We start from the raw sequence: 18,658 nt of genomic DNA, 5'->3' as shown, positions 1-18,658 counted from the left end.
AAATTCAAGCTGCAAATTTACATTTATTATAAGAAACCAGAAATTTACAGGCTAATAAGTTTTGTTTAAAATAACAGACTGGTTTACACCATATCTTCGGGTTTAACCCAAGCGTCAAAATCTTCAGCAGAAACATATCCTAAACGGATTGCTTCATCCTTGAGTGTAGTTCCGTTTTTATGTGCAGTTTGGGCAATTTCGGCTGCTTTGTAATATCCAATTTTTGTATTTAAAGCTGTCACGAGCATCAATGAATTATCAACCAATTCTTTAATTCGGGCATGATTTGGTTCTATCCCTTGAGCACAATGTTCATCAAAAGACACACAAGCATCACCCAATAAACGTGCCGATTGCAATATGTTTGCCGCCATGACTGGTTTAAAAACATTTAATTCATAGTGCCCTTGCATGCCACCAACAGAAATAGCTACATCATTCCCCATAACTTGAGCACAAACCATAGTCATCGCTTCACATTGTGTTGGATTTACTTTTCCAGGCATAATTGATGAACCAGGTTCGTTTTCAGGTATAAGAATTTCACCGATTCCCGAACGCGGACCTGAAGCCAGCATACGAATATCATTGGCTATTTTATTTAATGAAACGGCCAATTGCTTCAACGCGCCATGTGATTCCACAATAGCATCGTGCGAAGCCAAAGCTTCAAATTTATTAGGAGCCGTTACAAAAGGATGACCAGTAAATTTTGCAATGTATTCGGCTACTTTTACATCATAACCTTCAGGAGTATTTAATCCTGTTCCCACTGCAGTTCCGCCCAAAGCAATTTCTGATAGATGCGGCAAAGTGTTTTTAAGCGCTTTTAGTCCGTAGTCCAATTGGGCAGAATAACCTGAAATTTCTTGGCCCAATGTAAGTGGTGTGGCATCCATAAGATGAGTACGACCAATTTTTACAATGTCTTTAAACTTGTCGGATTTCATTTTTAAAGTATCACGTAGCTTTTCTACTCCTGGAATAGTAGTCTCAACAATCATTTTATACGCTGCAATGTGCATTCCTGTTGGGAAAGTATCGTTAGACGATTGCGATTTATTGACATCATCATTGGCTTTGATGATTTGTTCACCTTCCCCAATTTTAAATCCACCCAATACTTGTGCCCGATTCGCAATCACTTCGTTGACATTCATGTTGCTTTGTGTACCCGAACCAGTTTGCCAAATCACCAATGGAAATTGGTCATTCAGTTTTCCAGCCAAGATTTCGTCGCAAACAGCACTGATTGCGTCTCTTTTTTCTGTTGAAAGCACACCCAAATCGCAATTCGCATACGCCGCAGCTTTTTTAAGATAAGCAAAACCCTCGATAATTTCTTTTGGCATGGATGCTGGTGTTCCTATCTTGAAATTATTTCTTGAACGTTCTGTTTGAGCACCCCAATATTTATCGGCAGGTACCTTAACTTCACCCATAGTGTCTTTTTCGATTCTATATTCCATTTTTAGTTTATTTGATAAAATTTGTGCTTTTGAATCTGATTCATTCAAAAACCGCATTATAAAATTACATTTATTAATAAGAAACACGAAACTTTGGGCCTTATTAACTTTAAATAAAGAAATTCTTTGTTATTTTTACCGCAAATAAATTATTTGTATGAGTTCATCTTTTGAAAAATTTCAAAAACGTAGACTAATCACGTCTTATTTTTCGGTTGTATTGAGTGTTTTTCTAGTACTTTTTTTACTAGGAATTCTTGGATTATTCATTATTAACTCCAAAAAACTTTCAAACGATTTTAAGGAAGGGATTGCTATGTCTATTTATTTTAAAGATGAAGCTAAAGACACAACGCTAACCAAATTTGGTGACAGTGTAAAAAGTGCTGTATTTGCTAAATCTGTGAAGTATGTTTCAAAAGAAGAAGCAGCTAAAGAACACGAACAAACTTTGGGTGAAAATTTTACAGAATTTTTAGGCGCTAATCCATTACAAAACTCCTTCGATATTCATATTAAAGCTGATTATGTAGAATATGACAGCATTACTAAAATTGAAAGAAAACTTCGTGAAAATAAACTGATTGCCGATATCGTTTACGACAAGCAATTAGTGAAAATGGTGAACGAAAACGTAAAAAAAGTAAGTATGTGGATTTTAATTGTTAGTGGTTTCCTAACATTAATTGCTGTGTTGCTTATTAATAGCTCAATGCGTTTATCTATTTATGCTAATCGTTTCATCATTAAAACCATGCAAATGGTTGGAGCAACTAAAGCCTTTATTAGAAAACCATTTATTTGGAGAAGTGTAAAGTTAGGAATGATTGGTGCTGGTATTGCAGTAGTAGCATTGCTTGGAGTTTTATTTTATTTAGATTCTAGCTATCCTAACCTTGGCATTATGGAAGATAAAACTTCAATATTGTTTGTATTGCTTGGTGTATTTGGTACTGGTGTTTTAATTACTTGGTTAAGTACTTATTTTGCAACGCAGCGTTTCTTAAACTTAAGAACAGACGATTTATATTAAATTAAAGTAAATGTGACTTCGAGAACGTCAGTCACCGTTGCTTGAGGCTCTCGAAAGCAACACAATTCATATAAGTATGGAAAATAAAAAACAAGAATTCCTTTTTGACAAGGTAAACTATAAATTCTTAATTATTGGATTAGCTGTAATTGCTTTAGGATTTATTTTAATGACTGGTGGCGGCAGCGATGATCCTACTGTTTTTAATCCTGACATTTTCAGTTTCAGAAGAATTCGTTTAGCCCCTACAACCGTACTGGTTGGTTTTGGTATAGTTATTTATTCGATTTTTAAGAAAAACTAAATGAACAATAAAATATTACTATTGTTTTTCTTAATCACTTTTAAAATCTTTTCACAAAGAAAAGAGGTTAAATATATCAGCTATAATCAAAAAAAAATTCCTATTTCACGAATTGACTATTCTAATTATGGTGTTATGAATTTTTTTATAACTGTTAGTGAAGAAGACAATAATAATAAAATCGAAGAGAACGGAAGAGCTTGTTTAAAATATGAAGACCGTTTATATCATACTTTGTATTTTTTTGTTAAAATACCTAAAGGGTTTTCATTAATCGAAAAGGAAGATTTTTTAGCACAACTTGTTCAAAAAATAGATTCTGAAGAAAAAATAAAAGATGTTTATTACTATATCAATTTAGATTCTAATTTTACAAAAAAATTAATCGAAGTAAAATCTGGTCTTGATCCTAATAAGTTCAGAGCTTTTATTGATATTAACTCTGAAAATATCTGCAAGGCTTTACACATAAGATAAATACATGGATTTATTAAAAGCAATACTTATTGCCATTGTTGAGGGAATAACCGAATATTTACCGGTTTCGTCAACGGCACATATGATTTTTACCAGTTCCTATTTCGGAATTCAAGAAGATGATTTTGTGAAATTGTTTCAGGTTTCGATACAGTTTGGTGCTATTTTGGCCGTGGTAGTTTTGTATTGGCGTAAATTTTTCGATTTCACCAAATTGAATTTCTTTATCAAATTGGCCGCTGCAGTAGTTCCTGCCTTGGTTTTAGGAAAATTATTTGACGATAAAATTGAAGCGATTTTAGGAAATCCTATTCCGATTGCAATTGTTTTGATTGTTGGTGGATTTATTCTACTTTTTATTGACCGATTTTTTCAAAACCCAACTGTTTCTTCAGAAGAAGAAATTACTGTAAAAAAAGCGGTTACCATAGGTTTTTGGCAATGTTTGGCAATGATGCCAGGAACTAGTCGTAGTGCTGCTTCTATCATTGGAGGAATGCAACAAGGCTTAACCCGACATGCTGCAGCCGAATTCTCTTTCTTTTTAGCCGTCCCTACCATGTTGGCGGTAACGTGTTATTCGGTGTTTTTAAAAACCTACGAACATAGTCAAATGAAAGGGTACGAATTGATTTTACAATCAAAAGACACCATGACCATGTTTGTTGTAGGTAATATTGTAGCCTTTATCGTAGCGATTTTGGCTATAAAATTCTTTATTGGCATCATCAAACAATACGGTTTCAAACCTTGGGGTTGGTATCGTATCGTAGCTGGAACCTTACTTTTACTTTATTTCTCTTTTCTAAAATAATTCGATTTGTACTCTGCAGAAGATATTTTAAACGGTCAAGTTTTATTAATTGACAAACCTTTGACTTGGAGTTCATTCCAGGCGGTAAACAAATTAAAATACACGTTAAAAAACCGTTTGGGGCTTCCTAAGAAATTCAAAATTGGTCATGCTGGGACTTTAGATCCTTTGGCGAGTGGTTTGCTTATTGTTTGCACTGGAAAATTCACCAAACGAATTACCGAAATTCAAGCCCAAACCAAAGAATATACTGGAACAATTACCGTAGGAGCTACCACTCCATCCTATGATTTAGAAACCGAAATTGATGCAACTTTCCCAACCAACCATATTACGGAGGCTTTAATTCAGGAAACAGTACAACAATTCATTGGTGAAATAGATCAAAAACCTCCCGTTTTTTCGGCCATTAAAAAAGATGGAAAACGATTGTATGAACACGCTCGTGCAGGAGAAGAAGTAGAAATTACTGCCCGAAAAACAACTATTTACGAATTCGAAATCACTCGAATTGCATTACCTGAAATCGATTTTAGAGTAAGCTGTAGTAAAGGCACTTATATCCGTTCGTTGGCCTATGATTTTGGAATTGCATTGCAATCAGGAGGTCACTTAACCGACTTGCGAAGAACCAAAATTGGAGAATATTCGGTCGACAAAGCCATAACTCCTGAGGAATTTGACAAATTGATTCCGAAGTTGGAGAAATAGTTTACATCTTTTGATGGATTAATTCTTCTAAATGCTGCATTAAATCGGCCAATTCATGCATTGTACTTTCTCCTTTATCGTGTAAATACCACATTTGCAATTCAGTTTTAGCGGTTTCATCTACCACTCCATACTGCTTTTTATAACTTGTGATAAGGTTAGTAGCCCCTTCTGGTCGAGGTCCCCAACTGGCTTTCAAATCGTTATGTTCTTTGTCCAATACTATGATTTTTGGTATAGAACGGCTGCCGTTAGTTAAAAAACAATTCATCAACCCTTCGTTTTCATCTCTAAAAACAAATCGTAAATCTATCTTATCGGACATTGAAGCCATTTTAAATAAAATGGGGGTAATTTGAGCGGCATCACCACACCAACCTTCCGTGAGTACCAACCAGATATACTCTCTTTTTAACGAATGTAATTTGTGAATTACCTCATCCGTCACGTGAAGTGTCTTATCCAAACGGTTCATTCGGGTTTGATTGAGCTTGCTATAATGCAACAAATCTTCCGATTGCTCTTTTCCAGTGGATTTTCCCTGTATTAATAAATCAGCAATTATTTTTCGGTATTCGGTGTACGTATGACTGTTTAAAAGTCCTTGTGCGATTTCTGTTTTCATTTTTTGCAACCTTTATTTCTGTAAATTTACAACTTATTCAAAAAGCAATACGTAACAAAAATCACAAAGAATGGAAAAAAAGCGTTGCGCCTGGTGCGAAAAAGATGATTTATACCGCAATTACCACGATAACGAATGGGGAAATCCTGTGTATGATGATGAAACCATTTTTGAATTTTTAGTCTTGGAAACTTTTCAAGCGGGATTGAGTTGGTATACCATTTTGGCCAAACGTGAGAATTTTAGAAACGCTTTTGATCAATTCGATTATAAAAAAATTGCCAATTATACTGAAACTAAAATGGAAGCGTTGAAAGAAGATGCAGGCATCATTCGCAACGGACTTAAAATTAAGGCTACTGTTATCAACGCTCAGGCTTTTATGAAAGTTCAGGAAGAATTTGGCAGCTTTTCCAAATACATTTGGAGATTTGTAGGTGGTAAACCTATTGATAACAACCCAAAATCATTAAAAGACGTTCAAGCCACTACCGAAATATCAGATAAACTGAGCAAAGATTTGAAAAAGCGCGGATTCAAGTTCGTAGGTTCTACCGTGGTGTATGCGCATATGCAAGCCACAGGTATGGTAAACGACCATGTGGAAGATTGTTGGAAAAGAAAATAATTATGATACTATTTAAAACCATTAAAAAAGCTTATCTCTATTTTTTTCTCTTTTTATTAATAAGCATAATTATTACTTTTTTTACCCCTATCGGTGTTAGAAATTATGCTCCAATTGTATTTGGATTAGGTTGTTTCCCAATTTTTGGAATTAATTCCTTCGGTTATCTAGAAAAATTTAGTTCAGAATTAAGACAAAATGAGCCTGAGATTTTTAAAAAAAATGAGGTTTTTTATGGCTATTTTAAAGGAAAACATATCATGATACAAAATGTATTTGATAACGATGATTTCAAAAACATAAAAGATAAAAATACATTTGATCTTTATTTAAAAATGAAAGCTTCAAGTAAGTTAATGATACTATCATTTTTATTAGTTATAATATTTTCGATTCTTGTTATTCAAACAAAACCTTTTCTTTAATAAAGAAAATTAATACATTTGTCTCACTTTAGGGGTGTCTGCAACGCGCAGGCTGAGATTTTACCCTCTGAACCTGATCTAGTTCATACTAGCGTAGGGAAAAGTACGATGACTTCATTACATGCCATTGCGCATACCTTGTAGCCATTCCTAAAGTAGTACATACTAAACCAAAAAGGAATGGAACTAAAAATCAACAACCAACACAAAAAATTCGAAAGCGAAAACCTTTCTGTACAAGCTTTGCTTGACATTGAATTTCCCAACAAACAAAACGGAATCGCTTTTGCCATTAATAAATCGGTCATTCCTAGAACCGAATGGAAAACTACTGTCCTTTCCGAAACAGACGACATTCTCATCATTACGGCCACTCAAGGAGGATAAGCTTATTCTTTTTACAATCAAATACTAAACTAAAACTTATAATTCAAATGAATTCTGAAGAAAAAATATCCAGAAAACCCTTTCCTAATTCCAAGAAAGTGTACATCGATGGTGAAATTCACCCAATCAAGGTTGCCATGCGTGAAATCGAACTTCACGATACCAAATTATCCAATGGAGGCATAGAGAAAAACCCACCAGTAACCGTTTATGATACTTCTGGTCCTTATACCGATCCTAATATTGAAATTGATGTTCGCAAAGGATTGCCACGTATCCGCGAACAATGGATTTTAGATCGTAATGATGTAGAAGAACTAACCGAAATCTCTTCTGATTATGGCAAAGAACGTCTTAACGACGAAAAACTGAACCACTTGCGTTTCGAATATTTACACAAACCCATGCGTGCCAAAAAAGGAGCTAATGTAAGCCAGTTGCATTACGCTAAAAAAAGCATTATCACTCCCGAAATGGAATACATCGCCATTCGTGAAAACCAACGCATCGAGCAATTAGAAACAGCTCAAAAAGCCATGCAATGCCAACATGCGGGAAACAGTTTTGGTGCCAATACACCCAAAAGCAAAATCACTCCCGAATTCGTCCGTAGTGAAGTCGCTGCTGGTCGTGCGATTATTCCAAACAACATCAACCATCCCGAAAGCGAACCTATGATTGTAGGTAGAAATTTTTTGGTAAAAATCAATGCCAATATTGGTAACAGTGCTGTAACCTCATCAATCGAAGAAGAAGTAGAAAAAGCAGTTTGGGCCTGCAGATGGGGAGCTGATACTATCATGGACTTATCGACTGGGAAAAATATACACGAAACCCGTGAATGGATTATTAGAAATTCGCCAGTACCTATTGGAACTGTACCCATTTACCAAGCATTAGAAAAAGTAAAAGGAGTTGCTGAAGATTTAACTTGGGAAATTTATCGTGATACATTGATTGAACAGGCAGAACAAGGCGTTTCTTATTTCACTATTCACGCTGGTGTTTTACTACGCTACATTCATTTGACAGCAAACCGTGTTACCGGAATTGTTTCCCGTGGTGGTTCGATCATGGCCAAATGGTGTTTGTTCCACCATAAAGAAAACTTTTTATACACCCATTTTGAAGAAATCTGTGAAATCATGAAGCAGTATGATGTAGCTTTCTCTTTAGGTGACGGTTTACGCCCGGGTTCGATTGCCGATGCCAATGATGCTGCACAGTTTGCCGAATTGGAAACATTAGGTGAACTGACTAAAATTGCTTGGAAACACGATGTACAGGTATTTATCGAGGGTCCGGGCCACGTGCCTATGCACATGATCAAGGAAAACATGGATAAACAATTGGAACATTGTGCCGAAGCACCCTTTTATACTTTAGGCCCTTTAACTACTGATATCGCACCGGGTTATGACCATATTACCTCAGCTATCGGTGCTGCCATGATTGGTTGGTATGGCTGTGCGATGTTATGCTATGTAACCCCGAAAGAACATTTGGGCTTACCCAACAAAAAAGACGTAAAAGATGGTGTGATTACTTATAAAATTGCTGCCCATGCCGGTGATTTAGCCAAAGGTCACCCAGGCGCACAATACCGTGACAATGCTTTGAGTAAAGCCCGTTTCGAATTTAGATGGGAAGACCAATTTAATTTAGCTCTTGACCCTGATACAGCGAGAGAATTTCATGATGAAACATTACCTGCTGATGGTGCCAAAGTAGCGCATTTCTGTTCGATGTGCGGACCGAAATTCTGCTCCATGAAAATCTCTCAGGAAATACGTGATGTTGCCGAAGCCGAAAAAGGAATGAAAGCCAAATCGGAAGAGTTTATTGAAACTGGTAAGGAAATTTATATCTAAAATGATTGTCATCACCAATCCGATAGCTGTCAGCAATGAAACCAATATTATCCATTCTCTTTTTGAAAATGGATTGGAGTTGTTGCATGTCCGTAAGCCTGATTATTCAGAAACGGAAATGATTTCTTTTCTTACCGCTGTGGGTAGTGATTACAAAAAGAAGTTGGTTTTACATAGCCATCATCATTTGGCGAATGAATTTGGAATTAGTCGAATTCATTATACGCAAAAAGATAGAAATACTGACCTCATGATTCATAACCCTGCTTTCAAATCAACCTCAGCACATTCTGTTGAAGAATTCAATACTTTGGAAAATTTTGATTATGCCTTTTTGAGTCCGGTGCATCCCAGTATTTCAAAATCTGGTTATGTATCACCCGAAAATCTTTTAGAATCAGTAAAAAACAGAACCAATTTCAGCACAAAACTGATTGCTTTGGGTGGAATTTCACCTGAAAACATTTCAGAAACTCTTAAAAAAGGTTTTGACGATGTGGCTCTCTTAGGAACCCTTTGGAACAGTACTAATACGTTAGAAAATTTTAAAAAATGTCAGCAAGTCGTCCATTCGTTTTAAGTATTGCGGGATTTGATCCTTCGGGAGGTGCGGGAATCTTGGCTGATGTCAAGACTTTTGAACAACATCAAGTCTATGGTCTGGCCATAATTACCGGAAATACCATTCAAACAGAAGATTCGTTTCATGCCATGCAATGGATGGATTTGGATTTTGTTTTAAAATCTATTGAAACGCTGTTTGAGAAATATGATATTCAAGCGGTTAAAATTGGCATTGTTCCTTCATTGGATTACTTAAAAAGTATTGTCGAAGAAATTAGAAAACATTCATCTGAGGTTAAAATCGTTTGGGATACTATTTTAAAATCGACTACCGAATTTGAATTCATCAGTATTGAAAATCAATCGGAATTAATAAGTGTTTTAGAAAAAATCGCCCTCATTACACCCAATTATCAAGAAATTCTGAAACTGCTTCCACAAAAAACATCTGCAGAAAATACTGCCAAAATACTTTCTGAACATTGCGCTGTTTTACTCAAAGGTGGCCATAATACTGAAGAAATCGGAACTGATTATTTGTTCACCAAAAATGAAAAGATTACACTTAATCCAAAAACCACTATAGCTGCAGAAAAACACGGTTCTGGTTGTATTTTATCCTCAGCCATAACCGCAAATCTGGCACTAAACAACGATTTACCCAAATCCTGCCAAAAAGCTAAGCTTTACATTGAAAACTATTTAAACACAAACAACACAAAATTAGGGTACCATTATGTTTAGCAAATTACAATACATTTCACAAGGTGAAACAATTTACAGCCAAATACGAAATATTCATCATGCCCTAGACACTGGCTGTGATTGGATTCAATTGCGATTTAAAACCGATAATCAAGAACAATTATACGGCTTAGCCGAAGCGGCCAAATTACTTTGCGATACCTATTCAGCAACATTTATTATCAACGACAATCCGTATTTGTGTCAAGAAGTGGATGCCGATGGTGTTCATTTGGGTTTAACGGATATGAATGTGAAAGAAGCCCGAACCATTCTTGACGAATATAAAATCATTGGCGGAACAGCCAATACGTATGAAGATGTTATACGAAGATTTGAAGAAAACTGCGATTATATAGGTCTTGGTCCTTATAAATTCACCACTACCAAACAAAATTTGAGTCCTTTACTTGGTCTCGACGGATACCAGAACATTCTGCAAAAACTAAAAGCAGAAAAAATTCAGATTCCTATCTATGCTATCGGCGGAATTCAAATGGAAGATGTCGAAAACCTAATGAAAATGGGGATTCATGGAATAGCTGTTTCAAGTTTAATTACCAATGAATATCAAGAAAACAACTACTCACAACTAAACACAACACTGTATGTCAACTCTTAAAATAGCCGATAAAGAATTCAGCTCCCGTCTTTTTTTGGGAACAGGAAAATTTGGTTCTAACCGACAAATGGAAGAAGCAATCTTAGCTTCGGGAAGCGAATTGGTAACCGTTGCCTTAAAACGCGTCGATTTAGAAACCGAAACCGATGCGATTTTATCTCATATCAATCATTCGCACATTAATTTGTTGCCCAATACATCTGGCGCCAGAAATGCCAAAGAAGCCATTTTTGCGGCACTATTAGCCCGTGAAGCCTTGGAAACCAATTGGCTAAAGCTAGAAATACATCCCGACCCAAAATACCTTTTGCCCGACCCTATTGAAACCTTAAAAGCTACAGAAGGACTGGCTAAACTCGGGTTTATCATTTTACCTTACATTCATGCTGACCCAGTTTTATGTAAACGGCTGGAAGAAGTGGGAACTGCCGCAGTAATGCCATTAGGTTCTCCCATAGGAAGCAATAAAGGATTAAAAACCGAAGATTTTCTAGAGATTATCATTGAGCAAAGTAAAGTTCCAGTCATTGTAGATGCCGGAATTGGAGCACCCTCACATGCTGCACGTGCCATGGAAATGGGTGCCGATGCTGTCCTGGTGAACACAGCCATTGCGGTTGCTGGAAATCCTGTACTCATGGCTGAAGCATTTGCAGCAGCTGTTATTGCCGGAAGAAAGGCTTACGAAGCGCAATTGGCACAAACAACAAATAAGGTAATAGCATCCAGTCCGTTAACTGATTTTTTAACCGAATAAGTGATGAGTACTTTTGCTTCTGTTTTTGAAAAATACAACTGGGATGAGGTGCAAAACTTGATTTACAATACCACTTCAAAAGAAGTCGAATCAGCCTTGGCAAAAACCAAAAAGAATCTAAATGATTTTCTGGTTTTAATTTCACCAGCTGCACAACAGTATTTGGAACAAATGGCACAAATGAGCCATCAGTTAACCAAAAAACGTTTCGGAAAAACGATCCAAATGTATGCGCCCATGTACCTCAGCAATGAATGCCAAAACATTTGTACGTATTGCGGCTTCAGTTTGGACAATAAAATCAAACGCAAAACCCTTACCGATAAGGAAATAGAATTAGAAGTAGCAGAACTTAAAAAAGCTGGTTTTGATCATGTATTATTAGTTACCGGTGAAGCCAATTATACCGTCAACATCAATTATTTCCTGAAAGCAGTTGAGCAGATTAAAAAGGATTTTGCTAATATTTCAGTCGAAGTACAACCTATTTCACAAGAAGAATATGAACAATTACATGATGCAGGAGTTCACACAGTTTTAGTTTATCAGGAAACCTATCATCGAGAAGTGTACAAACAATACCATCCAAAAGGAAAAAAATCCAATTACGATTTTCGGTTGGAAACTCCTGATCGCATTGGTAAAGCAGGAATTCACAAAATAGGTTTAGGAGTTTTACTCGGTTTAGAAGATTGGCGTACCGACAGTTTTTTTAATGCTTTGCACTTGGATTATTTACAAAAGACCTATTGGCGGAGCAAGTATTCCGTTTCCTTTCCGCGTTTGCGTCCAGCCGAAGGCATTATCGAACCGAATTTCATCATGGAAGACCGTGATTTACTCCAGTTGATTTGTGCCTACAGATTGTGGAACGAAGATTTGGAAATTTCTATTTCGACACGAGAAAATGAAAAATTCCGTGATAACATTATCCCAATCGGAGTTACTTCTATGAGTGCAGGCTCGAAAACCAATCCAGGCGGTTATGCAGTTGATGTAGAATCGTTGGAACAATTTGAAACCAGCGATGAACGTTCGGCCTTTGAAATTGCGAAGATTATAACTCAAAAAGGTTATGAGCCCATTTGGAAAGACTGGGACAGAAGTTACATGTTATAAATACTAAAAACAGTTAATGCTTACTATATCTGATATTTTACGTTACGGAAAACCCATGTTACTGCCTGAAGTAGGCGAAACTGGTCAATTAAAACTTAAAAATGCCAAAGTTTTAGTTATTGGAGCTGGCGGATTGGGTTGTCCCGTGTTACAATATTTAGCAACTTCTGGTGTTGGCACCATTGGAATAATTGATTTCGATCAAGTGGAACTGCACAATCTACATCGACAGATTTTATATACTGAAGATGAGGTTGGAACTCCAAAAGTCATTTCGGCCAAATCAACTTTGGAACGTTTAAATCCGAATGTGGATTATGTAATTTTTGAAGAAAAACTGACTTCTGAAAATACGGAAAGAATAGTATCTGAATTTGATGTGGTTGTGGATGGATGCGACAATTTCACCACACGCTATCTAGTCAATGACACCTGTGTAAAACTGGGCAAACCTTTGGTTTACGGAAGTATTTTAAAATTTGAAGGACAGATGGCCGTTTTTAACCATAAAGGCTCTAAAAATCTTCGCGACCTGTTTCCTCTGCCTCCAAACCCAGAAGATGTCCCAAATTGTAGTTTAAATGGCGTATTAGGTACATTACCCGGTATCATCGGCACGATGATGGCACAGGAAACTTTAAAGCTACTTATGGAGTTACCTATATTAGAAAACGAACTTTTGATTTTCAATACGTTACACTGGCAATTTAACAGACTGAAATTTTAATTATATTTATACATTGAAAGAAACAACCAAATACTACTTTTTCAATGTTTAGACATCAAGGTAAAAACAGAACATTTAAACACAATCTGCGATTAGCATCTAATCTGTCTTTGATTGCCGGCATTGTGAACAGTGTGGGCGTGTTGGCTATTGGAACACTCACTACCAATGTAACGGGTCATTTTGCCTATTTTTCAGAAGAATTTATTACTGGAAGATATAGTAACGCTGTTCCCTACATCCTTTATATCTTGTTTTTCTTTTTGGGTGCTTTTGTTTCGAATTCTTTCATTGAAATAGCCGCTATCAGAAAAAAGAAATACCTACATACAACCCCTATGTTTCTTGAATTATTCTTGCTTGTGTTTGTAGGTTTTTGGAATTACTGGAATTTTAAAAATACCGCAGATACAAACCAAATCGCCTACCTACTTTTGTTTGCAATGGGTTTGCAAAACGCTTTGGTAACCAAAATATCACAGTCAACAGTTCGAACTACTCATTTAACTGGGCTTTTTACCGATTTGGGGATTGAAATATCACAGTTTATTTTCTATAGAAATCATCCAAATACACCAAAATTAAAAAAGAACATTTTCCTTAAACTTTCCATTGTGTTCTTCTTTTTTACCGGATGTATTTCAGGCACCTTGTTGTTTTATCAAATTGGACTGAAAACACTACTACTTGCCGCTATCCTAATTGCAATTGTCTTGACAATGGACAACCTGATATTTTATTATAATTTTACGCTGAGAAAACTGAGAAGAAAAACACCTGTTAAATAAATTAAAAATGAGCAACGACCCTTTACACGGAAAAACTCTAAAGACCATTGTTGAAACTCTGGTGGATTTCTATGGATTTGATACTTTGGAAGAATTGATTCCTATAAATTGTTTTAAAAATAATCCATCGGTTAAGTCTAGTCTGACTTTTTTACGCAAAACAGACTGGGCCAGAAAAAAAGTAGAAGAATTGTATGTCAAAACTTTACCAAAGCTAACTTCTTAGGATTTATTCTTCAAAATATCCAAAAACTCTTCTCTCGGAATTTCGCGACAACCTAAACTCGCCAAATGGTCGTTATACATTTGACAATCTAACAATTTATAATTGTTTTTCTTTAAGTAAGCGACCATAGCCACAAAGGCAACTTTTGAGGAATTACTCATGTGGGAAAACATACTTTCACCACAAAAAACATGGTCCATATCCACACCATACAAGCCTCCGACCAATTTATCTTCAAACCAAACTTCAACTGACATTGCTTTACCAATTTCATGTAAAAAAGTATAAGCATCAATCATCTCTTCATTGATCCAAGTTCCGTATTGCCCTGGACGATATATTTGTTGGCAATTAATCATTACCTCTCTAAAAGCTTTATTAAAAGTAACTGTATAAATGCCTTTATTAATTACATTCCGCATGCTTTTAGATGGTTTAAATTCATCGGGAAATAAAACCATTCGTTCAGGAGGACACCACCATAAAATGGGATCAGTATCATCAAACCAAGGGAAAATTCCATTTTTGTAAGCCAATAGCAATCGCTCTGGAGACAAATCGCCTCCTACTGCCAAAACACCTTCAGGTGAAGTTTGCTCAACTGGTGGAAAATACAATTCTTTGGTTATAAAATACATTTATAAAAATAAATTAAAGATTTAAAAAAACGAATGTCATACTTTGCCCAGCTCAGTATGACATTTTAATATCTAAATTCTAAAATTTGCAATCAGAAATTAGAATGGAAGATCATCATGCTCTTCTTCATTAAAACTTGGTGCTGGCTCAAAAGCTTGTGCTGCTGGCATTGCAGGCATATCTTGTCCTGCAGGTGCTGCTTGCTGTAAACGCTCAATTCTCCATCCCTGGATAGAGTTAAAATATTTCGTTTCACCTTGAGGATTTGTCCATTCACGACCACGTAAATTGATAGATACTTTCACTTGCTCACCAACTTGGAAGTTATTCAAATCATCTACTTTTGCTTGAGTAAACTCAATCATAATGTGTTGTGGGTACTGCTCATCAGTAGTAACAACCAATTCTCTTTTCTTGAATGATGCGCTAACGTCCTGTGTAGGGTTAATCACTTTAATTCTTCCTGTAACTTCCATAATCTCTAAATTTATTGCTTTGCCAATAATACTTTCCATGCCGAAAGTATGTCTTGTTTTTCTAAATACTCTTTTGCTAATTGATTGACCTTTAAACGATCATCAGCACTCAAAACTGCTTTCACAGTAAAATTTTCTTGGACAAATATAGCGATTTCTTCGTCGCTTGGCAACGATTCTATATTTCCTAACATTCCCAAATCATTCCCTGTAAAAAATGGATCTTTTCTTATATAATCAGGGATGGCATCGACACCAATTCCTAGTGTTACCAGTGGTTTTGGTACTTCAAACAATCCCATGTTTGAACGTGAGTACCAGTTTCCTCCTAAACGAGAAACCAAATCAATTTTATATTGGTCAATTCCACCAGCTTCACTTAAAACTTCCTCTCTAATATGAACTTTTACAATTTCACAAATTACTAAATTCCCTGCTCCTCCTTCTATTCCTAAAGCAATTACATCATTAACTTTACACTCAAACTGCACTGGTGATTCAGCCACTCGAAAAGGTTTTACTAGATCTGAAGCCACAGCTGTAAGTCCCGCTTTTTCAAATTCATTAACTCCATCACCATATTCTGTACTCGCCAAAGAAGTTTGTTGTACGGTATCATAATTTACAACATTAATTACTACTTCTTTAGTAGCTAAAACATTTTCTAAGGTATGTTTTGTTGTATTATCCCTAACACGTCTTGAAGGTGAAAAAACTAAAATAGGCGGATTTGCACTAAAAATGTTAAAAAAACTAAACGGAGATAAGTTTGGGACTCCTTCTTCGTTAAGAGTACTAGCAAATGCTATTGGTCTTGGGGCAATAGCACCTTGCAAATAAGTTTGTAATTGAGCCGTTGGCAATTCAGACGGTTGGAAACTTTTCATTTTAAAAATCGTTTAAAGCAAAAGTAATAAATAGAAATGTTTTTAAAGCAGTATTGCAAACTGATATTTTAGATTTTACTATATTTAACCACACTTTTCATTTTTATGCTTTTTTCAGAAAAAAATAGTATTACACGTTGGGTTCTAGTTGGATTTTCATTTCTGATAATCGTACTGATTTTGTGGAATACATATACATTGGTACAAATTTTTAAAAAAGAGGAAAGAAATAAAATGGAACTTTGGGCAACTGCACAAAAAACCCTTCAAAATGCAACCGACGATACCGAAGTTGATTTACCCCTCCAGATCTTAACCAACAACGGAACCATTCCAACCATACTTGTTGATAAAAACGATAGTATTCTAAGCGTTAATAACATTGATGAGGAAATATTAAAAGATTCTATAAGATCTAAAAGGCTTTTACAGCAATTTAAAACTGCCAATAACAAAATTGAAATTAGTATAGATAAAAACAATTACCAATACTTGTATTACACTAATTCCCAATTGTTAAAGCAATTAAAATATTATCCTATTGCTCTAATTACTATTATTATCCTTTTTGGAGCATTGGTTTACAATTACTACAAAGCCTCAAAAGTATCAGTTCAAAACAAACTTTGGGCCGGAATGGCTAAAGAAACCGCACATCAAATTGGAACTCCTTTGTCATCACTTATTGGTTGGGTAGAAATAATGAAAGCCGACAATATTGATTCAACAATGGTTGAAGAAATTGAAAAAGACATTACTAGGCTTCAAAATATTACTGATCGTTTTTCTAAAATCGGTTCTGAACCTATCTTGGAAATAAAAGATTTAATTTCAGAAACTAAAAATGCCTACAACTATTTAGAATCACGATTTGAAGGTCAAGTTAATTTCACGTTTAAAGCACCTGAAAAAGAAATTCCTGTTAAACTAAATCCAACGCTTCACGGATGGACCATAGAAAATTTAGTAAAAAATGCTATTGATGCTATGAGAGGAAGAGGTTCTATACTTATCACTATCGAAGAAGAATTTGGTAATGCAAAAATTAAGGTTTCAGATACTGGAAAAGGGATTCCTAAAAACTTATTTAATGCTATTTTTGACCCTGGATTTACAACCAAAAAAAGAGGATGGGGATTGGGACTTTCACTTACCAAAAGAATTGTTGAGGAATACCACAAAGGGAAAATTAAAGTACTTCATTCTGAAATAAATAAAGGCACAACTTTTCAAATTAGTTACAAAAAATGCACTTAAGTTATTGGGAGATAAAAAATTGGTTTACCAATGTTGATTACACTATTGTTGGAAGTGGTATTGTTGGTTTACAAACAGCTTTAAGACTTCGTGAACGTTTCCCTGAAAGTAAAATTTTAGTACTTGAAAAAGGAATGTTACCAGAAGGAGCTAGTACTAAAAATGCTGGCTTTGCCTGTTTTGGAAGCCTATCTGAAATTATTGAAGACTTAAAAACACATTCGGAAGAAGAAGTAATCGAACTGGTAAAAAAGCGCTGGTCTGGTTTACAATTGCTACGCAAAAATTTAGGCGATCAAGCCATAGATTTAAAACCTTATGGTGGTTATGAATTATTTCTTGAAAATGACGAAACCACTTATAATGAATGTCTACAGAAATTACCATTTATAAATGATATTTTAAGACCATTATTTAAAACCGATGTTTTTGAAAAAAATGTAGATCGGTTTGGTTTTTCACGCATAAAGGAATATACCATTTTCAATCCTTTTGAAGCACAAATTGATACCGGAAATATGATGCAGGCTCTTTTGAAAGAAGTCTATTCAAAAAACATCATGATTTTAAATAATCAAACAGTCACACAATTTTCTGATACAGGGAATACTGTTGAGGTGCAACTGAATGATTATACTTTTAAAACCAAAAAATTATTGTTTGCAACCAATGGTTTTGCACAAGAATTAACAAAAGGAGAAGTAAAACCGGCACGGGCTCAGGTTTTAATTACTGAACCTATTCCTGACTTAGATATTAAAGGTACTTTTCATTTAGATAAAGGATATTATTATTTCAGAAACATAAACAACAGAATTCTTTTGGGCGGTGGTAGAAATCTTGATTTTGAAGGAGAAACGACTACAATCCTAGAGCAAACTGAATTAATTCAAAATAGATTGGAAAGTTTGTTAAAAACTGTAATTTTACCGCAAATTGAAGTAAAAATCGCACACAGATGGAGCGGTATTATGGGAATTGGTTCTCATAAAAAACCTATCGTAAAACAATTATCATCCAATATCTATTGCGGAGTTAGAATGGGCGGAATGGGTGTTGCAATTGGAAGTTTAATTGGACAAGAATTAGCAGATTTAATATAAAACTA

At 35.3% G+C, this 18,658-nt stretch carries 24 protein-coding genes and 1 riboswitch; of the genes, 19 read left to right on the top strand and 5 right to left on the bottom strand.

The window, feature by feature from the left end:
• Window positions 1–83 precede the first annotated feature (83 nt).
• Complete coding sequence (gene fumC, locus LJY17_RS12015; protein WP_264544064.1) at window positions 84–1,469, bottom strand: class II fumarate hydratase; 1,386 nt, start codon at window positions 1,467–1,469, stop codon at window positions 84–86.
• 157 nt (window positions 1,470–1,626) lie between these two features.
• On the opposite strand from fumC, the gene LJY17_RS12010 reads away from it, so the two are divergent.
• The 5 genes from LJY17_RS12010 to truB all read left to right on the top strand — a co-directional run bounded on the left by LJY17_RS12010 (window position 1,627) and on the right by truB (window position 4,808).
• Window positions 1,627–2,502: a cell division protein FtsX gene (locus tag LJY17_RS12010; RefSeq protein WP_264544063.1), complete on the top strand. Its 876-nt coding sequence runs from the start codon at window positions 1,627–1,629 to the stop codon at window positions 2,500–2,502.
• A 76-nt stretch (window positions 2,503–2,578) separates the two neighbouring features.
• Window positions 2,579–2,806, top strand: coding sequence for a DUF3098 domain-containing protein (locus LJY17_RS12005; protein WP_264544062.1), 228 nt, complete (start codon window positions 2,579–2,581; stop codon window positions 2,804–2,806).
• Window positions 2,807–3,283, top strand: coding sequence for a hypothetical protein (locus LJY17_RS12000; RefSeq protein ID WP_264544061.1), 477 nt, complete (start codon window positions 2,807–2,809; stop codon window positions 3,281–3,283).
• Between the two features lie 4 nt (window positions 3,284–3,287).
• Window positions 3,288–4,097, top strand: a complete 810-nt coding sequence (locus LJY17_RS11995) for an undecaprenyl-diphosphate phosphatase (RefSeq protein WP_264544060.1) — start codon at window positions 3,288–3,290, stop codon at window positions 4,095–4,097.
• A 6-nt stretch (window positions 4,098–4,103) separates the two neighbouring features.
• Window positions 4,104–4,808, top strand: coding sequence for a tRNA pseudouridine(55) synthase TruB (gene truB, locus LJY17_RS11990; RefSeq protein ID WP_264544059.1), 705 nt, complete (start codon window positions 4,104–4,106; stop codon window positions 4,806–4,808).
• A gap of 1 nt (window position 4,809) precedes the next feature.
• On the opposite strand, the gene LJY17_RS11985 is transcribed toward truB, so the two are convergent.
• The gene (locus tag LJY17_RS11985) at window positions 4,810–5,433 is read right to left on the bottom strand and encodes a thioredoxin family protein (protein WP_264544058.1); all 624 of its coding nucleotides are present in this window, start codon (window positions 5,431–5,433) and stop codon (window positions 4,810–4,812) included.
• A gap of 70 nt (window positions 5,434–5,503) precedes the next feature.
• On the opposite strand from LJY17_RS11985, the gene LJY17_RS11980 reads away from it, so the two are divergent.
• The 12 genes from LJY17_RS11980 (at window position 5,504) to LJY17_RS11925 (ending at window position 14,291) form a co-directional block, all read left to right on the top strand.
• Entirely contained in the window at window positions 5,504–6,061 is a 558-nt protein-coding gene (locus LJY17_RS11980; protein ID WP_264544057.1) for a DNA-3-methyladenine glycosylase I, read from the top strand.
• 2 nt (window positions 6,062–6,063) lie between these two features.
• A complete protein-coding gene (locus LJY17_RS11975) occupies window positions 6,064–6,486 on the top strand; it encodes a hypothetical protein (RefSeq protein ID WP_264544056.1) in 423 nt (140 codons plus the stop codon).
• A 20-nt stretch (window positions 6,487–6,506) separates the two neighbouring features.
• Window positions 6,507–6,603: riboswitch (TPP riboswitch) on the top strand.
• A gap of 63 nt (window positions 6,604–6,666) precedes the next feature.
• The gene (thiS, locus tag LJY17_RS11970) at window positions 6,667–6,873 is read left to right on the top strand and encodes a sulfur carrier protein ThiS (protein WP_264544055.1); all 207 of its coding nucleotides are present in this window, start codon (window positions 6,667–6,669) and stop codon (window positions 6,871–6,873) included.
• A 47-nt stretch (window positions 6,874–6,920) separates the two neighbouring features.
• The gene (gene thiC / locus LJY17_RS11965; RefSeq protein WP_264544842.1) at window positions 6,921–8,744 is read left to right on the top strand and encodes a phosphomethylpyrimidine synthase ThiC; all 1,824 of its coding nucleotides are present in this window, start codon (window positions 6,921–6,923) and stop codon (window positions 8,742–8,744) included.
• Between the two features lies 1 nt (window position 8,745).
• Complete coding sequence (locus LJY17_RS11960) at window positions 8,746–9,324, top strand: thiamine phosphate synthase (RefSeq protein WP_264544054.1); 579 nt, start codon at window positions 8,746–8,748, stop codon at window positions 9,322–9,324.
• Window positions 9,297–10,052 carry a hydroxymethylpyrimidine/phosphomethylpyrimidine kinase gene (locus tag LJY17_RS11955; RefSeq protein WP_264544053.1) on the top strand — a complete coding sequence of 252 codons (756 nt, stop codon included), beginning with the start codon at window positions 9,297–9,299 and terminating at the stop codon, window positions 10,050–10,052. The genes LJY17_RS11960 and LJY17_RS11955 overlap by 28 nt, the downstream gene beginning before the upstream one ends.
• A complete protein-coding gene (locus LJY17_RS11950) occupies window positions 10,045–10,674 on the top strand; it encodes a thiamine phosphate synthase (RefSeq protein ID WP_264544052.1) in 630 nt (209 codons plus the stop codon). Before LJY17_RS11955 ends, LJY17_RS11950 begins: the two co-directional genes overlap by 8 nt.
• Window positions 10,661–11,431, top strand: a complete 771-nt coding sequence (locus tag LJY17_RS11945; protein WP_264544051.1) for a thiazole synthase — start codon at window positions 10,661–10,663, stop codon at window positions 11,429–11,431. The genes LJY17_RS11950 and LJY17_RS11945 overlap by 14 nt, the downstream gene beginning before the upstream one ends.
• A 3-nt stretch (window positions 11,432–11,434) precedes the next feature.
• Window positions 11,435–12,550, top strand: coding sequence for a 2-iminoacetate synthase ThiH (gene thiH, locus LJY17_RS11940; protein ID WP_264544050.1), 1,116 nt, complete (start codon window positions 11,435–11,437; stop codon window positions 12,548–12,550).
• Window positions 12,551–12,566: 16 nt separating this feature from the next.
• On the top strand, window positions 12,567–13,277 hold the full coding sequence (locus LJY17_RS11935; RefSeq protein WP_264544049.1) for a HesA/MoeB/ThiF family protein: 711 nt from the start codon (window positions 12,567–12,569) through the stop codon (window positions 13,275–13,277).
• Window positions 13,278–13,321: 44 nt separating this feature from the next.
• Entirely contained in the window at window positions 13,322–14,065 is a 744-nt protein-coding gene (locus LJY17_RS11930) for a YoaK family protein (protein WP_264544048.1), read from the top strand.
• Between the two features lie 7 nt (window positions 14,066–14,072).
• A complete protein-coding gene (locus tag LJY17_RS11925) occupies window positions 14,073–14,291 on the top strand; it encodes a VF530 family protein (protein ID WP_264544047.1) in 219 nt (72 codons plus the stop codon).
• On the opposite strand, the gene aat is transcribed toward LJY17_RS11925, so the two are convergent.
• The 3 genes from aat to LJY17_RS11910 all read right to left on the bottom strand — a co-directional run bounded on the left by aat (window position 14,288) and on the right by LJY17_RS11910 (window position 16,293).
• The gene (gene aat, locus LJY17_RS11920) at window positions 14,288–14,929 is read right to left on the bottom strand and encodes a leucyl/phenylalanyl-tRNA--protein transferase (protein ID WP_264544046.1); all 642 of its coding nucleotides are present in this window, start codon (window positions 14,927–14,929) and stop codon (window positions 14,288–14,290) included. The two genes, LJY17_RS11925 and aat, sit on opposite strands and share 4 nt — an antisense overlap.
• A gap of 99 nt (window positions 14,930–15,028) precedes the next feature.
• The gene (locus tag LJY17_RS11915) at window positions 15,029–15,406 is read right to left on the bottom strand and encodes a DUF3127 domain-containing protein (protein ID WP_264544841.1); all 378 of its coding nucleotides are present in this window, start codon (window positions 15,404–15,406) and stop codon (window positions 15,029–15,031) included.
• Window positions 15,407–15,417: 11 nt separating this feature from the next.
• A complete protein-coding gene (locus LJY17_RS11910; protein ID WP_264544045.1) occupies window positions 15,418–16,293 on the bottom strand; it encodes a flavin reductase family protein in 876 nt (291 codons plus the stop codon).
• Window positions 16,294–16,398: 105 nt separating this feature from the next.
• Between LJY17_RS11910 and LJY17_RS11905 the strand changes: the two genes are divergently transcribed.
• Both LJY17_RS11905 and LJY17_RS11900 read left to right on the top strand, forming a co-directional pair.
• Window positions 16,399–17,550 carry a sensor histidine kinase gene (locus tag LJY17_RS11905; RefSeq protein ID WP_264544044.1) on the top strand — a complete coding sequence of 384 codons (1,152 nt, stop codon included), beginning with the start codon at window positions 16,399–16,401 and terminating at the stop codon, window positions 17,548–17,550.
• On the top strand, window positions 17,541–18,653 hold the full coding sequence (locus tag LJY17_RS11900; protein ID WP_264544043.1) for an NAD(P)/FAD-dependent oxidoreductase: 1,113 nt from the start codon (window positions 17,541–17,543) through the stop codon (window positions 18,651–18,653). Before LJY17_RS11905 ends, LJY17_RS11900 begins: the two co-directional genes overlap by 10 nt.
• The last annotated feature ends 5 nt before the right edge of the window (window positions 18,654–18,658 follow it).

It is taken from the genome of Flavobacterium hankyongi (genome assembly GCF_036840915.1).
Classification (GTDB): domain Bacteria; phylum Bacteroidota; class Bacteroidia; order Flavobacteriales; family Flavobacteriaceae; genus Flavobacterium; species Flavobacterium hankyongi.
Note: the sequence above shows the minus strand (reverse complement) of the source record. Positions and strands in the feature narration are given on the sequence as shown.

Coding starts and splice junctions, on each gene's coding strand:
- fumC (WP_264544064.1), bottom strand. CDS start 1,469: ATGGAATATAGAATCGAAAAAGACACTATGGGTGAAGTTAAGGTACCT.
- LJY17_RS12010 (WP_264544063.1), top strand. CDS start 1,627: ATGAGTTCATCTTTTGAAAAATTTCAAAAACGTAGACTAATCACGTCT.
- LJY17_RS12005 (WP_264544062.1), top strand. CDS start 2,579: ATGGAAAATAAAAAACAAGAATTCCTTTTTGACAAGGTAAACTATAAA.
- LJY17_RS12000 (WP_264544061.1), top strand. CDS start 2,807: ATGAACAATAAAATATTACTATTGTTTTTCTTAATCACTTTTAAAATC.
- LJY17_RS11995 (WP_264544060.1), top strand. CDS start 3,288: ATGGATTTATTAAAAGCAATACTTATTGCCATTGTTGAGGGAATAACC.
- LJY17_RS11985 (WP_264544058.1), bottom strand. CDS start 5,433: ATGAAAACAGAAATCGCACAAGGACTTTTAAACAGTCATACGTACACC.
- LJY17_RS11980 (WP_264544057.1), top strand. CDS start 5,504: ATGGAAAAAAAGCGTTGCGCCTGGTGCGAAAAAGATGATTTATACCGC.
- LJY17_RS11975 (WP_264544056.1), top strand. CDS start 6,064: ATGATACTATTTAAAACCATTAAAAAAGCTTATCTCTATTTTTTTCTC.
- thiS (WP_264544055.1), top strand. CDS start 6,667: ATGGAACTAAAAATCAACAACCAACACAAAAAATTCGAAAGCGAAAAC.
- thiC (WP_264544842.1), top strand. CDS start 6,921: ATGAATTCTGAAGAAAAAATATCCAGAAAACCCTTTCCTAATTCCAAG.
- LJY17_RS11960 (WP_264544054.1), top strand. CDS start 8,746: ATGATTGTCATCACCAATCCGATAGCTGTCAGCAATGAAACCAATATT.
- LJY17_RS11955 (WP_264544053.1), top strand. CDS start 9,297: ATGTCAGCAAGTCGTCCATTCGTTTTAAGTATTGCGGGATTTGATCCT.
- LJY17_RS11950 (WP_264544052.1), top strand. CDS start 10,045: ATGTTTAGCAAATTACAATACATTTCACAAGGTGAAACAATTTACAGC.
- LJY17_RS11945 (WP_264544051.1), top strand. CDS start 10,661: ATGTCAACTCTTAAAATAGCCGATAAAGAATTCAGCTCCCGTCTTTTT.
- thiH (WP_264544050.1), top strand. CDS start 11,435: ATGAGTACTTTTGCTTCTGTTTTTGAAAAATACAACTGGGATGAGGTG.
- LJY17_RS11935 (WP_264544049.1), top strand. CDS start 12,567: ATGCTTACTATATCTGATATTTTACGTTACGGAAAACCCATGTTACTG.
- LJY17_RS11930 (WP_264544048.1), top strand. CDS start 13,322: ATGTTTAGACATCAAGGTAAAAACAGAACATTTAAACACAATCTGCGA.
- LJY17_RS11925 (WP_264544047.1), top strand. CDS start 14,073: ATGAGCAACGACCCTTTACACGGAAAAACTCTAAAGACCATTGTTGAA.
- aat (WP_264544046.1), bottom strand. CDS start 14,929: ATGTATTTTATAACCAAAGAATTGTATTTTCCACCAGTTGAGCAAACT.
- LJY17_RS11915 (WP_264544841.1), bottom strand. CDS start 15,406: ATGGAAGTTACAGGAAGAATTAAAGTGATTAACCCTACACAGGACGTT.
- LJY17_RS11910 (WP_264544045.1), bottom strand. CDS start 16,293: ATGAAAAGTTTCCAACCGTCTGAATTGCCAACGGCTCAATTACAAACT.
- LJY17_RS11905 (WP_264544044.1), top strand. CDS start 16,399: ATGCTTTTTTCAGAAAAAAATAGTATTACACGTTGGGTTCTAGTTGGA.
- LJY17_RS11900 (WP_264544043.1), top strand. CDS start 17,541: ATGCACTTAAGTTATTGGGAGATAAAAAATTGGTTTACCAATGTTGAT.